We start from the raw sequence: 14144 nt of genomic DNA, 5'->3' as shown, positions 1-14144 counted from the left end.
TCTGCAAAGCGGATTCAAATGGACAAACGACAACGCGCCGACCTGTTTCGCAGACGCCTTCAAGAGGCGATGGCGCATAAGAACATGACCAAGAGCGGGCTGGCCCGAGGCGCGCAGGTGGATCGTTCAACCATTGGACAATTGCTCAAAGACGATCACCCCCGCCTGCCGAACGCGCAATTGGCCGCCGATGCCGCGCAGGTGCTTGGCGTCAGCACCGATTGGCTGCTGGGCCTCACGAACCGGCCCGAAACGCCCGGTGACATTGTTGCCGCCGCCCTCTCGCTGAGCCCGGCCGAGCGCAGTTCAGCGGATGACCAGCTTCTGGCCTGGCACCATGAGGCTGCGGGGTACAAGGTCCGCCATGTCCCAGCGACGCTGCCAGACATCCTCAAGACCGAACGCATGATGGATTGGGAATATGCCTCCTGTCGCGAACGCCGCCTGCCCGAAACTCTGGATGCGCAGAAAAGCCAGTTGGACTGGTTGACGTCGGGTGTGTCGGATTATGAAATCGCCCTGCCCCTGCATGAGGTGGACGCCTGCGCAGCCGGAACCGCCTATTACGCGGGGGCCAACCGGGACATGCGGCGCGCGCAACTGGCGTTTATCGCTGATCAATGCGATCTCCTCTTTCCGCGCCTGCGGATTTTCCTGTTTGACGCGCATAAGGTGTTCAGCGCGCCGGTCACGGTGTTCGGGCCCAACCTCGCTGTGATCTATGTAGGGCAATGTTATCTCGCGTTTCGCGAAATCGAGCGGGTCCGGTCGCTGTCCAACCACTTTGACTGGCTGGTACGCGAAGCCGTGGTGGATGCGCGTCAGGTTGCGCAATATATCAGGGGCCGGAATGAACATTGATGCGTGGATCGGCCCCAAAAAGCACCGCTACGCGCCGTCTTTTTAACCCTTTCGCAAATCCCCATCGACTCTTGGCCGCCAAAGGCATAACGACGCCGCAACTCAACTGCACGCCCGTGCGGTCCCGCGGCCATGCGCCGCCCAAAACGCAGGTAAATCCGTGATACAGACGCTCTCCGACGCCTTGGCCAAACAAGGCTATGAAACACTCACCCCCGTTCAGGAGGCCGTGACCGACCCGGCGCTCGAACAGGCCGATCTGCTGGTCTCCGCCCAAACCGGCTCGGGCAAGACCGTGGGCTTCGGCCTTGCCATCGCCCCGACGCTTCTGGGCGAGGCGACCCATTTCGGCCCCGCCAGCGCGCCTTTGGCCCTGATCATTGCGCCGACGCGCGAATTGGCGATGCAGGTCAACCGAGAACTCACGTGGCTCTATGGGATGGCGGGCGCGGTTGTGACCTCCTGTGTGGGCGGCATGGACACGCGCACCGAACGGCGCGCGCTGGACCGCGGTGCGCATGTGGTCGTGGCCACGCCGGGGCGTCTGTGTGATCACATCAAGCGTAACAATATCGACCTTTCTTCCATCCGTGCCGTGGTGCTGGACGAGGCCGACGAAATGCTCGATCTCGGTTTCCGCGAAGAGCTGGAATTTATCCTCTCCGAGGCCCCCGAAGACCGCCGCACCCTGATGTTCTCCGCGACCGTTCCCGCCGCCATCGCCAAGCTGGCCAAAAGCTATCAGCGTGATGCGCAGCGCGTCGCCACCGCCGGGGACACACGTCAACATTCCGATATCGAATACCGTGCGATGGTCACAAACCCGCGCGACATCGACAATGCGATCATCAATGTGCTGCGGTTTTATGAGGCCAAAAACGCCATCGTCTTCTGCAACACACGTGCCGCCGTGGCGCGGATGACGTCGCGTCTGACGAACCGGAATTTCTCTGTTGTCGCCCTATCGGGGGAATTGACGCAATCCGAACGCACCAACGCGCTGCAATCGCTGCGCGACGGGCGCGCGCGGGTCTGTGTGGCCACCGATGTGGCCGCGCGCGGGATTGATTTGCCCAACCTGGAACTGGTTATCCATGCCGATCTGCCCTCCAACTCCGATACATTGCTGCACCGCTCGGGCCGCACCGGGCGTGCCGGACGCAAGGGGGTTTCCGCACTGATCGTACCACCCAAGCTGCGCTCCAAAGCCAACCGTCTGATCGGCGGGGCCAAGCTCAAGGTGGAATGGGCCGAACCGCCCTCCGCCGCCGAGGTGCTGGCCGCAGATGAAACGCGACTGCTGGCCGATCCGTCCTGGACCGACCCGGTGCCGGAGGACGCACAGGATATCGTCGCGCGTCTGACCGCTGAATTCACGCCCGAACAACTCGCCGCCGCCTTCGTGAACCTGATGCGCGCGCGCCAATCCGCACCCGAGGAGCTTTCAGAGCCCGGTGTGCGCGATGAAGGTCCGCGCAAGGCCTTTGGCCCTTCGGTCTGGTTTTCGATCTCGCAAGGCCGTCAGGACGGGGCGGAACCGCGCACCTTGCTGCCGATGGTCTGCAACAAGGGCAACCTGACCAAGGATGACATCGGCGCGATCCGTATTCAGCCCAGCCACTCTTTTGTCGAAGTGCTGGCCGCCAGCGCAGATGCCTTTGTGGCCGCCGTGGGTCCGGATATGGTGTTGGAAGCAGGCGCGAAACTGACTCGTCTGGACGCCCCGCCCAATCTGGACCGTGGCCCCAAGCCCGACCGCAAACCCCGCGGCCCCAAACCGGATTTCAAGAAACCGCAGCGGGACAAGCCGCGCTATGACCCGATCGACGCGGCCCCACCCGCAGAGGCCCCGCGCACACGCGAAAAGCCCCGTGCCGAGGTGTCGGACAAACCCTATAAACCGAGCGCTGCACCCAAGGGCAAGAAGCCGCCAAAGTCACATAAAACTGAGCGCTCCCCGATGAAGCCGGGTGCCAAGCCGAAGCCCAAATCCAGCCCCGCGCCAGAGGGCGCACGCCCGCCGCGTGCCAAAGCGGTCTGGACTAAGGAAAACCGCGAGGCTGCCAAAGCAGAACGCCCCGCGCGTGAAGGTGGCGACAAACGCACCGACCGCACGCCCACCGGCAAGGGCGGCGCACCACGCGACCAATCAGCGTCAAAGAAACGTGCGGCGGATCCATCAAAGCGATTTGTGCCCCCAAACAAGCGTGGCAAAGCACCCGGCAAGGGTCCCAATGCAACCCCGCGCCGCAAACCCTAGGGCTGATAGCCCATCACGAAAACGGTGAGCGGGATGGGCGCGACGGCGAGCAGCAAGGTCACAAAAAACCAAAACGGGCTGAACAACCGGCTCATCCCCGCCACCAGCGCCAGCCCGCCACCACCCCCCAGCACCGTATTGCCGGGCAGGTTGATCGCCAGTGCCAGCGCAATGTAACGGTAGCCCAGAAGCGCGCGCAGGAACCTGTTATCAGTCGCGCGGCGCAGGCGCGCTTCACAGGCTTCGGGCGACTGATCTGCCAGATCCCGCACCAGAACCGACGCCCGGTCCAGCCGCAGATAGGCAAACAATCCCGCCAGCCAGCGCGCGGGCACCAGACGCCCGATCAGGAACGATAAGCTGAGCGCACAGATCATGCACAGATAGACCAACAAGGCGACCGGCGCGCCAAAGACCGCAATCAAGCCCAGCCCGATTTCCGCCCCCGGCACGAATGGCAGGGCGGAGGCCAGGACATAGATGGCACAGACCAGCACCACCATCCACATCATTCCGGAGAACCCACCGCCGCCCGCCGTCAGGACAAGCGCGGCAGAGACCTGATCACTGATGAACCAGCCTAGAAAAATCAACGCCACGTAGAGCGCAATCAAAGGCACCCAACGCCGGATCATTTCGAAAATATCGAGACGGCGACGCTATGGCCAATACACAGGGGGCGATGCATCCAGCATGGCGATGCGCGAGCGTCGCAGGCTGTAAAGGAGGGGGCCACGTTAACGTTCCTGGCCCGCGCTCATCTTACCGTGACATTCAAGCCGCGCCGTAAACGCTGCTCATCTGACGGAACGACAACAGGCGGCGCTGCTTTTCATCCCACAGGTGCAGCCGGGCGCAGGCGATGCTTTCGGCGATGCTCATACGCTGCGCCGTGGCCAATTCGCTGTGATCGCGCAGCACCTCTTTGAGACGATAAAACGGGATGCGGCTATAGAGATGATGCACGTGGTGAATGCCGATATTGGCGGTGAACCACTGCAAGATACTTGGCATCACGTAATGCGACGACCCGTGCAGGGCGGCATCATGCAGCCCCCACTCCTCGGGTTGGTCCCAATGGGTTTCCTCAAACTGATGCTGGACATAGAACAGCCATACACCCAGCGTCGCCGCCACCAATGTGGTTGGCACAAACACTACCAACAAAGGCATCAACCCCCCAAAATAGACGATCAGCGCCACGATGATGGCGACGCCAACATTGGTGCCCATTGAGCTCAGCCAGATGCGCCAGCCTGCACCCATCTGACCCACTGGCACGCGGTTTTCGAGATAAAAGATATAAGCCGGGCCCAGCACGAACAGTACCAGCGGGTTGCGATAGGTGCGATATTTCAACCGTCCGAGCCAGTTGCGAGCCCGGTATTCGGCCACTGTCAGCGTAATCACATCGCCAATGCCACGCTTTTCAAGGTTGCCCGCGCCGGCGTGATGGATGGAATGGCTGCGCCGCCATGTGTCATAGGGGGTCAAGGTCAACACACCCAACGCGCGCCCGATCCAATCGCTGAGCGTGCGGTTGGCGAAAAACGAGCCATGCCCGCAATCATGCTGGATGCAGAACAGCCGCACCAGAAACAACCCGTTGACACAAGCCAGGACAAATGCGGCCCAAGGGTTGATCGACAACAGCCACCACGCCACGGCCCAGATCGCCAGAAACGGGATCACGCTGACAGCGATTTCAAAGGCGGAACGCGCGGGGTCAGGGTCGCGATATTTGGCCAGAATCTTCACCCAGGCGGCGGCAGGTTTTGGCGCAGGATCCACCGGGATCGCGCCCCGCAGGGGGGATTGAGATGTCATGAATGCCTGCCCTTTATTCGCTCGTTTCCACAGGGATACTGATCATCCACAATTAAACAAGCTTATTGAGTAATTCTTGACCATTTTAGGTTAATATGCCGCATTTGTGTTTCGATTTGTAACGGTTTGTGCCGGAGCATGTCTCGGGGCATGTCGGAATTCCCGCGGGCCCATCTTTGGAAAAGGCGTCGGGAATCATATACGCCGCGCCCTATTGCTCTTGCAGACGCGGGCCTGCGGGCCCCTTTTTCGGATGCCTGGATTTCTCGGGCGTATGTGTCCCCAGAATGCCCGCAAAGAGACAGGGGGGTGAATCTGACCCCCGGAACCTTGGACGAGGAGAATTAGATTCGGGGCTCCAAGCCGGAGGAGTACAATCGCGCCACGGCAACGTTTTTTCTCGGGCAAAGCTCGCAATCGGCTGGAAAAGGCTCAAGAGTAACCGGCCCCGGGGCTCCGCCCGCAAAGGCTGGAAAAGGTCCCCCGGACCTTTTCTTTTTCAGCCTTTGCCCTTCCACGGGACCAGCATACGTTCGGCGGCGCGCATCAGCATGTCGATACCGAAACCGATGACCCCGATCAGAATGATGCCCATGATCACAATATCAGTGTTCTGGAATTTCGAGGCGGTCATGATCATCATCCCCGCACCCTGCTCCGCCGCGACCAGTTCAGCGGCCACGACAGTGCCCCAGCAAACCCCCATCGCGACGCGCGCACCGGTGAAAATCTCCGGCAGGGAGTTAGGCACGATGACATGACGCATGATCTGCCACTTGCTGGCCCCGAGGCTATAGGCCGCGTGCACCTTCGAAATCTTGACGCCCGACACACCCGAACGCGCCGCAATCGCCATGATCCACAGCGCCGCCAGGAACAGCAGGATGATCTTGCCCGCCTCCCCGATCCCGGCCCAGATGATCACCAGCGGGATCAATGCAAGCGGCGGCACCGGGCGCATGAATTCGACGATTGGGTCAAACCAGCCGCGGAACCAATCGCTCAGACCCATGGCATAGCCCAGAGGAATCCCGACGATTGCGCCCAGCATAAATCCGACCACCACACGGAAAAGCGAAAAACCCAGATGCTCCAGCAAGGTGAAATTCCGGAAACCCTCGCTCATAATATCCAGCGTGCGGGTCCAAACAGCCTCCGGTGCTGGCAGATACAAAGGTTCCATCTGCCACCCTCTGGTCGGCGCGAAGTTGGGCGTGCCCCGATCACTCAGCGTCACGGTGCCGCCATCGACCTGCACGGTCTGGCCGGGCGCGATACTCTGCCCGTTGATCGCAACCACCGTCACACCCTCATCGCGCCCCAACGTATCATTGCTGTCCACGCGGATCAGGCCCGTGCGCCACTGCGCAATCGCGGCCGTATCGTTTTTGGCAAACCCTTCGCCGGGGTCCACCTCGGGGGCGTCGGTCGCCTGCTCGCGCGGATGCACCACCACCGTCACCGTCGCATCATCGGACTGGCCATCGCCCTGGGCGGTATAGGTGAATGTCGTGGTCCCCTCAAACGGGCCCGGCGCATGCAGGAACCCTGGCAGCAGGTTGGAGCCGGTAAAGATACCCCACAACAAAAAGATGCTCAGGACCGATATAACCCCGGCCGCCCGGTTGGGGCGCACGGCACTTTCATCCCCAAAAGTAACGGTTTTCAGCGAGGTATAATCCTTTGCCCCGGCGCGCTGGACCACCTTGGTTACAATGAAAAACGCCGCGATGAAAATGAGGATATAGATCAGCAGGGGGATCATGCCGCGTCCTCCTTTGCGCCCATTATTTCTTCTTCCATGTCCCAAATCATGTTCAATATCTCTTCGCGCTTTGGCCCGAAATCAGGGTGCTTCTTGACCTCGCGCAGGTCCGCATCAACACCAAGGTCGGCGAACGGCAGGCGATATTCGGTGTGGATGCGTCCGGGACGCGGTGCCATCACGATGAGGCGTTCGCCCAGAAGCAGCGCCTCCTCAACCGAGTGGGTAATCAGGATGATCGTCTTGCCGGTCTCTTTCCACAGCTTGAGCACCAGCGATTGCATCTTCTCGCGGGTCAGCGCATCCAGCGCGCCCAGCGGTTCATCCATCAGTATCACGTCCGGGTCATTGGCCAGACACCGCGCCAGCGCCACGCGCTGCTGCATCCCGCCCGACAATTCATAAACCGCCTTTTCCTTGAAGTCCTGCAAACCCACAACATCCAGCAGGTGGTTCACGATCTCGTCTTTTTCAGCCTTCGGCATACCCTTCATCGAGGGGCCAAAGGCCACGTTCTCGCGCACCGACATCCACTCAAACAACGCGCCCTGCTGGAACACCATGCCGCGTTCGGCGTCCGGCCCGGTGACCTTATGCCCGTTCAGGATCAATTCACCGCTGGTCGGTGCCAGAAACCCCGCCACGATGTTTAAAAGCGTCGTCTTGCCACAGCCCGACGGGCCCAACACGCTGAGCAATTCGCCCGCCTTGAGGTCGATGGAGACGTCTTGCAAAGCCTGCACATGATCGCCGTTGGGCAGATCAAAACGCATGGAAAGGTTGTTTATGGATAATCCGGTCATGAGGTCCCCACCTGTTGCGCGCCCAAAGCCGCGACAATTGTTGCCCGCTCATTAAAACGCGGCCCGCTGGGCAGGGTTGACCCCGCCTCTGGTGTTTTCGGCGTTCCGGCACGAGGCGACCCCCGTGCCGGACCCTATCGTCTTACATGCCTTTGGCAGCTGTCAGCGGACCCGTGTTGACCGCATCTTCATAGCTGTCGAGCGCGGAATCAATGGATCCGGCCTCAACAAACACATCCGCCACACCCTTCATGAAGGTGGCGGCATTGCCACCCAACCATGCCTCGGAGAGCTGATCGTCAACGCCGGGGAATTTCATGGTCGCAATCGCGGATTTCGCGGCATCCAGGTCCATGCCCGCCTGCTCGGCAATCACCGTCATCATTTCGTCGGTTGGATTGGTGTTCCACGCCTCATTGGCGGCCGCTGTTACGGCCAGGAACTTGGCAACCGTGTCACCATTTTCAGCGATGAAAGACGCCGGTGCCGACGTTACATCAAACACCAGAATGCCCAACTCTTCTTTTTCATCCCCGGTCAACAATACGTTGCCGTATTCCTTCATGCGGCCCAAACCACCGCCATAGCCACAGGCGAAATCAACCGCGCCCTGGCTCAACGCCGCCGCACCCTCTGGGGGGGCCATGTCAACAACCTGAAGGCTATCGAGCGGGATGCCGAAATGGTCCATCTGGCGCAGGAAACCATAATGCGCAGCTGTGCCCAAAGGCACCGCGACTTTCTTACCGGCCAATTCACCCGCAGAGTCTTTGTCGATTTCCAGCCCCGCCGACACGACGCAGTTATCATTGTCAGAATAGCTGACCGCGACGTCCACGACCTGAATGTCCTGACCGCCGGAGGCCGCCACAACGAAAGGCGGCACACCTTGGGACAAGGACAATTGCACATCCCCGGACGCCATCGCCGCGGACATCGCCGTGCCGGTTTCGAAGGAAACCCAGTTCACTTTCATGCCCAGTGCTTCATCATAGGCACCCGAGGCTTTTGCCGCCAGGAAGGGCATGGGCCATTCGAGGAAATACCCGGCGGTGATTTCAGCCGAGGCGGTTTGAGCGCTCATCGCCATGACGGCGCCTGCGATAAATCCGCATGTTGTCTTTTTGATCATTTTAATTCTCCCGTTGGTCTTGTTGCGGCCCTTTGTGGGCCGTTAGTAGTTTGGTATTTCACGGCTTTTGCCGTTTGTCTTTCTCGCTTTGAACAGCAACTATCCAACGTCAGATTTCCACTCTCCGCAAGGGCGTTGTCGTGACGTTCAATGTTTTTTGATGCATATGATTGGAAAATGAGCCCTCTCTTTTTAATCATGGCCAGTATAACAGAACCACGCCCGAAAGCGCCTGTATCCTTGCCTGCAAATCGCGGCCATGGTGGTGTTGTGTCCAGGGCGATGCAAATGTCCAATTCTGAGCGCTACATGAGTCCAGATTGCGGCATGCGCGTCCGACGCACATCGCTGCACGACATCGGCGGATGGCGCAAAATTCATCTCCGGCCCACGACACTGCCAAAACGCAGTGGTTTGTTCTTGATCAAAAAGCGGGCGAGTTCATACTTGGAGGATCGAAATTTTTGTAAGACAGTTTTCAATGAAAAATTTTACCGGCGCTCTAGTTATCGCAACTCTCTTTGGTGGGGGTCGCATGGTCCACTGAAACTGTGGCCGCCACGCAAACCTTCGACATCACCGGCGACTTCTCGGGTGGGCAGTTGGGGGATGTTTCGTTTGACTTTACCGTGACCCACGACTTCAGCATGGATGTCGGCCTTGGCGGCCAGACTACGGGTTTGACGGTAAACAGCTTTGCCTCATCTGAGGTCGCTGGCGATCCAATTGCTTTGACAGCCGTTGGGCAGGATTATAGATTTTCATACACCCTGGCCAACGACTTACTGTTTTTTGGCGGTGGGTCTCTTTTCGGGATTGCCGGAGACAGCACCGATTTTCAATTGTCCATAGGCAGTTTCATAGGTGGTTCATCTATAGCGGGAGCCATTGATTCAATATCCAGCACTGGCGCTACAAGCAACGCTAATGTAACGAATTTGTCGATCACAGAAGTTTCCGCAGTACCGCTGCCCGCCTCAGCCCTTCTGGTGCTCGGTGGCCTCGGCGGCATGGCCACCCTACGCCGGCGTCGCCGCGCCGCCTGACCAACACAGGCCCTTCACGCGTAGCGCAACGCGCGCCTACGTGCCCTGTTTTCCTGCAAGCGGTGCCCTCGCGGCGCCGCAAAATCGCTGTGGCTTGCATGACCGTCCACTTTGGTATTATCGTTATGATCAATCTGGCCCTACGTGATTTGCTCAAAAAACCGTCATGTCGGTCAAATTCGGCGCTTTTGCCCGATGACTTCAAGTGATTCCACTCTTGCTCGAAAGGTTCGACCGATGGACGGCAACTTCAATGAAAACGATCTCAGTCGCGTTGTCGAAGCAGACCGCGCGCATATCTGGCACCACCTGAGCCAGCATAAACCTTATGAAACCACCGACCCGCGCATCATTGTCGAAGGCAAAGGCATGAAGGTCTGGGATCAAAAGGGCAAAGAGCATCTGGATGCGGTTTCGGGCGGTGTCTGGACGGTTAACGTGGGCTATGGGCGCGAGCGGATCGCCAATGCGGTACGCGATCAGCTGATCAAACTGAACTATTTCGCAGGCTCGGCAGGTTCCATTCCGGGCTCGATCTTTGCGGAAAAACTGATTGACAAAATGCCCGGCCTCAGCCGCGTTTATTACGCCAACTCCGGGTCAGAGGCGAATGAGAAAGCCTTCAAGATGATCCGCCAGATCGCGCATAAACGCTACGGCGGCGTCAAGCATAAGATCCTGTTCCGCGACCGCGATTATCACGGCACCACGATCACCGCATTGTCGGCGACCGGGCAAGACGAACGCTCCGCGCAATACGGCCCCTTCACACCCGGTTTCGTGCGCGTGCCCCATTGTCTGGAATATCGCCGCCACGAGCAGGACGGCGCGCCGGTTGAAAACTACGGCGTCTGGGCTGCAGATCAGATCGAGAAGATCATTCTGGCCGAGGGTCCCGAAACGGTTGGCGGCCTGTGCCTTGAGCCGGTCACGGCGGGCGGCGGCGTGATCACGCCTCCGGATGGCTATTGGGAGCGGATCCAGGAGATTTGTACCAAATATGACATCCTGCTGCACATCGACGAGGTTGTCTGCGGCCTGGGTCGTACCGGCACATGGTTCGGGTATCAAAACTACGGCATCAAACCTGACATGGTGACCATGGCCAAGGGCGTGGCCTCGGGATATGCCGCGATCTCCTGTCTTGTGACCACCGAGGCCGTGTTTGACATGTTCAAGGATGACCACACCGATCCAATGAATTATTTCCGTGACATTTCCACTTTTGGCGGCTGTGCGGCGGGTCCCACGGCGGCGATCGAAAACATGGGCATCATCGAAGACGAGGGCCTGTTGGAGAACACCGTCACCCAAGGCCATTACATGGTCGAAAAACTGGACGAACTGGCGGAAAAACATAGCTGCATCGGGGATGTGCGCGGCAAGGGTCTGTTCATTGGTGCTGAATTGGTCGAGGACCGCGACACCCGTGCGCCGGTGTCTGAGAAAATGGTGCAGGCCGTGGTCGGGGACTGCATGGCGCAGGGCATCATCATCGGCGCAACCAACCGCTCGCTGCCGGGCAAAAACAACACGCTGTGTTTCTCGCCTGCGCTGATCGCCAAAAAGGACGACATCGACCACATTTGTGCTGCCGTGGACGCCGCTCTGGGCCGCGTCTTTACCTGATACAAGCGTCCGAAACGCACCCTAAAGCCCCGGCACCGCGCCGGGGCTTTTTTTACAGCACGATCGACTTTCCGCGCTCAATTGGCCATAATTTGGGCGATGCTATACTTGACAAACCATCGCCTGATCTAGTTAGAAACCCGGACCAAGTTGAATGTGCGGGCGTGGCGAAATTGGTCTGCGCGCTTCCTTGCCAAAGACTTTCCGGGTTGAGGGTTTTACAAGGGGGTGGAAGAAATCCCGTGCAGGTTCAAGTCCCGTCGTCCGTACCATTTTCATCAGATTTAGCCTTTACCTTGGCGAGGCGACGAACAAACGCGCCATCCTGAGTGATTATTTTTTGGCTTCCAAAGTACCGGTGATAATAATGCAAACAGGCCAGCTTCTATTCTGCATGAAGTTCCACATCTTTCCGGTGAACTGTTTCATGCTGATTGAGGCGCACCTAGTTTCCTAGACGCTTTGCTTGGTTAAGCTTCAACTCTTTTGCTTCATAGTCAACGGGCGACAGCATGTCGTTGTTCGTATGCTTGCGATTTGGGGTGTAGAACATCTGGATGTAATCGAACACATCATGCCTTGCTGCGTCACATGTGAGGTACGTCCTCCTCCTAATCCGTTCACACTTCAAAAGCTGGAAGAAGCTTTCTGCGACGGCGTTGTCATGACAATTACCGCGCCTACCGGTGCTCTTCCCGACCGCCTAACCCATCATGTCCACATCATGGAAATGAACGGCGAGAGCTATCGCCTCAAATACGGCCGCCAATCAGTCAAACCCTTAAGCGCAAACACCGCAATCCGGTTTGTCCACAGGCCCGCACAGCTTCGTCGCTCTGTGGGGGCAGTCCGCGGTGCGGGCCTGTGGATAAACCTAAACCCAACAAACTGGCGCAGTTTTAGTCCGGCCAGATCCAGCCAAGTGGTGCACTTTCTCTCTGGCGATTGGTGCATTTTAGTGCGGCGTTGACATGCGTTCGATGCAGATCTCAATGACGTGACTGAGTGGTGTGCGCACATCTACCGGATGCTGTATCGTCCATGGTTCTATATGGGAACTAAAATTGGCGCGAGATTCGAGCGCTCCCACAAAGGAAATGAGTCGCAATAAAGTATACGAACGAAAATTCGTCACTTGAGGTAATGCCTTAGTCAGCAAGCATCCTATCGCTTCGCGCAACAAGGAGCGTCATGACGAGATCGTTATCAACGCGAAAGGATTGCTCTCCAATCTCGACTTGATCGGCCCATGGCACATCAAACCAGGTGTCGCCGTCCAGATCAGACATAGTGGAATCGTCAGCTGCCCCATCGAACAGAATGCTGAATGCGTTGCTCTGTGGATCGAGGAGGCGTCTGGGCTACCATTTTCGATCGATACTTTTTGAAGCAATATGCCAATGGTATCCGGACTTGCTGTATGCGGCGAGGATGAAAGGCTCGTGGTCGAGCTCAACGAGGCGATAAGCCATTGCTGTCTTGCTTACAGTAAAGGTCTTGGCAATTTCGCAGACAGCCCGCATGTTGAACTTCCGAAAATCGCGTAGGATTGGTTTAAGGATGAACTCCGGCATCAGCAGCTCCGCGGCAAACTGGTTCGCTGACTTCTCGCGTGAGAGACCTTTTCTTGCGCGTCCACCAGACCCGCCAATATCCTCCTTGCTGCACATTAGCAGCTGACCTCTATGACGCTCCCAGTGTCCGATTTCATGAGCAAGTGAGAATCGTCGCCGTCGAGTGTGCGCGCGATCATCGATCGAGATGATGGCGCGGCCCAACCCGGTGTCGGCAAGAAGGTAGGCCTCGCAGCCATCAAGCTCTCGGTATTTGACCTTGGCACCGTGACAAAAGGCAATTTCTTCAAGGTTGATCTCTTCCGGCGACATGATAGCCAGTTCTTGAAGGATGCAGGTCGAGGATGACAGCCAGGTACAACCAACCCTCTCGGGTCCAAACGTAGCTGATGTCACCAGCCCACTTCTGATTTGGCGCATCTGCGGTGAAGTCCCGATCCAGCAGGTTCGGCGCTATGTTGAACTTATGGTCGCTGTCCCCCTCTCAGCAGATTGCTGTGCAATCGCCTGCCGGGCAATGGTTGTGACCTTGTGTTTACGGGTCCTGACCACGGTTATTCCGTTCTGACGCATCAGACGACCAACACGACGATGGCCAACATTCAGACCGATCTCCTTCAGCTCTTCAGTCATGCGCGGTCGACCATAGCTGCCCGGGCTGAGACGGGACCGCTCCTTCCCTCTCATGTATTTTCAATACACTGCCGGGCAATGGATGTGCGCAAGCGTGACATGCTTTGCAGAACATCTCGATCACGTCTTCCGGCAAATTGTCAGCCAGGAAGTCTGCAAACATATTCTTCATTAACCGTGCTTTAGGTCCAAAATCCATTGGGCCGACTGCGGGTACAATCAGGCACTCAATTAAGTGTATGCAGAGACTGAATTTCTTATCCGTTGCTTCGATTAGAATTGGTGAAGACGTATCCGAAAGAAACTGCAAAAGGTCTCGGAGGAATTCTGGCTTATTGCGGACCGAAGTGAATTTTAGCTCAGGCGCTTGGACGCGATATTTTGTACGTAGCCTCGAAACCACGTCTGTATCTCGGTGCGCGGTGATCCATTTGTTCAGCGTCGACATCCCGACACCCAGATCGTCAGCCACCTGTTTGCGCGTCAACCCGCTGGTCAATGCGATACGCACTGCATCTTGGCGGAATTCGTCCGTTCGTTTCAGTCCCATAGTCCGTCTCCTTTGGTGCAGTAAATGCTATCAAAGGAGCGGCATCAAACCGCGACAGGTCCAA

10 protein-coding genes and 3 pseudogenes are annotated in these 14144 nt (G+C 58.0%); 5 read left to right on the top strand and 8 right to left on the bottom strand.

Features of this window, described 5'->3' with window-relative positions; genetic code table 11:
- Positions 1 to 18 precede the first annotated feature (18 nt).
- Together ROLI_RS01430 and ROLI_RS01425 are read left to right on the top strand one after the other, a co-directional pair.
- Positions 19 to 861, top strand: a complete 843-nt coding sequence (locus tag ROLI_RS01430) for a helix-turn-helix transcriptional regulator (RefSeq protein WP_187428158.1) — start codon at positions 19 to 21, stop codon at positions 859 to 861.
- 160 nt (positions 862 to 1021) lie between these two features.
- The gene (locus ROLI_RS01425; protein WP_187428157.1) at positions 1022 to 3121 is read left to right on the top strand and encodes a DEAD/DEAH box helicase; all 2100 of its coding nucleotides are present in this window, start codon (positions 1022 to 1024) and stop codon (positions 3119 to 3121) included.
- On the opposite strand, the gene ROLI_RS01420 is transcribed toward ROLI_RS01425, so the two are convergent.
- From ROLI_RS01420 to ROLI_RS01400, 5 genes are all read right to left on the bottom strand, one after another.
- Positions 3118 to 3756, bottom strand: coding sequence for a hypothetical protein (locus ROLI_RS01420; protein ID WP_187428156.1), 639 nt, complete (start codon positions 3754 to 3756; stop codon positions 3118 to 3120). The genes ROLI_RS01425 and ROLI_RS01420 overlap by 4 nt on opposite strands.
- Positions 3757 to 3895: 139 nt before the next feature.
- Positions 3896 to 4948: a fatty acid desaturase gene (locus ROLI_RS01415; RefSeq protein WP_187428155.1), complete on the bottom strand. Its 1053-nt coding sequence runs from the start codon at positions 4946 to 4948 to the stop codon at positions 3896 to 3898.
- A gap of 499 nt (positions 4949 to 5447) precedes the next feature.
- A complete protein-coding gene (locus ROLI_RS01410; RefSeq protein ID WP_187428154.1) occupies positions 5448 to 6713 on the bottom strand; it encodes an ABC transporter permease in 1266 nt (421 codons plus the stop codon).
- Positions 6710 to 7516 carry a taurine ABC transporter ATP-binding protein gene (locus tag ROLI_RS01405; RefSeq protein WP_187428153.1) on the bottom strand — a complete coding sequence of 269 codons (807 nt, stop codon included), beginning with the start codon at positions 7514 to 7516 and terminating at the stop codon, positions 6710 to 6712. Before ROLI_RS01405 ends, ROLI_RS01410 begins: the two co-directional genes overlap by 4 nt.
- A 142-nt stretch (positions 7517 to 7658) precedes the next feature.
- Entirely contained in the window at positions 7659 to 8648 is a 990-nt protein-coding gene (locus ROLI_RS01400) for an ABC transporter substrate-binding protein (RefSeq protein WP_187428152.1), read from the bottom strand.
- A 551-nt stretch (positions 8649 to 9199) separates the two neighbouring features.
- Here ROLI_RS01400 and ROLI_RS01395 point away from each other — a divergent pair.
- Positions 9200 to 9694 carry a VPLPA-CTERM sorting domain-containing protein gene (locus tag ROLI_RS01395; protein ID WP_187428151.1) on the top strand — a complete coding sequence of 165 codons (495 nt, stop codon included), beginning with the start codon at positions 9200 to 9202 and terminating at the stop codon, positions 9692 to 9694.
- A 237-nt stretch (positions 9695 to 9931) separates the two neighbouring features.
- Complete coding sequence (locus tag ROLI_RS01390) at positions 9932 to 11323, top strand: aspartate aminotransferase family protein (protein ID WP_187428150.1); 1392 nt, start codon at positions 9932 to 9934, stop codon at positions 11321 to 11323.
- 445 nt (positions 11324 to 11768) lie between these two features.
- On the opposite strand, the pseudogene ROLI_RS01385 reads toward ROLI_RS01390, so the two are convergent.
- A pseudogene (locus tag ROLI_RS01385) lies at positions 11769 to 12014 on the bottom strand (IS3 family transposase); the annotation flags it as partial.
- Here ROLI_RS01385 and ROLI_RS01380 point away from each other — a divergent pair.
- Positions 12006 to 12089, top strand: a pseudogene (locus tag ROLI_RS01380) (ATP-binding protein); the annotation flags it as partial. The pseudogenes ROLI_RS01385 and ROLI_RS01380 sit on opposite strands and share 9 nt — an antisense overlap.
- Positions 12090 to 12684: 595 nt before the next feature.
- Here ROLI_RS01380 and ROLI_RS01375 read toward each other — a convergent pair.
- Together ROLI_RS01375 and ROLI_RS23925 are read right to left on the bottom strand one after the other, a co-directional pair.
- Positions 12685 to 13209 carry an ImmA/IrrE family metallo-endopeptidase gene (locus ROLI_RS01375; protein ID WP_262386350.1) on the bottom strand — a complete coding sequence of 175 codons (525 nt, stop codon included), beginning with the start codon at positions 13207 to 13209 and terminating at the stop codon, positions 12685 to 12687.
- Positions 13196 to 14080: pseudogene (locus ROLI_RS23925) on the bottom strand (IS3 family transposase); the annotation flags it as partial. The gene ROLI_RS01375 and the pseudogene ROLI_RS23925, both read right to left, overlap by 14 nt.
- Between the last annotated feature and the right edge of the window lie 64 nt (positions 14081 to 14144).

This window comes from Roseobacter fucihabitans (assembly GCF_014337925.2).
In the GTDB taxonomy this organism is placed as follows: domain Bacteria; phylum Pseudomonadota; class Alphaproteobacteria; order Rhodobacterales; family Rhodobacteraceae; genus Roseobacter; species Roseobacter fucihabitans.
Note: the sequence above shows the minus strand (reverse complement) of the source record. Positions and strands in the feature narration are given on the sequence as shown.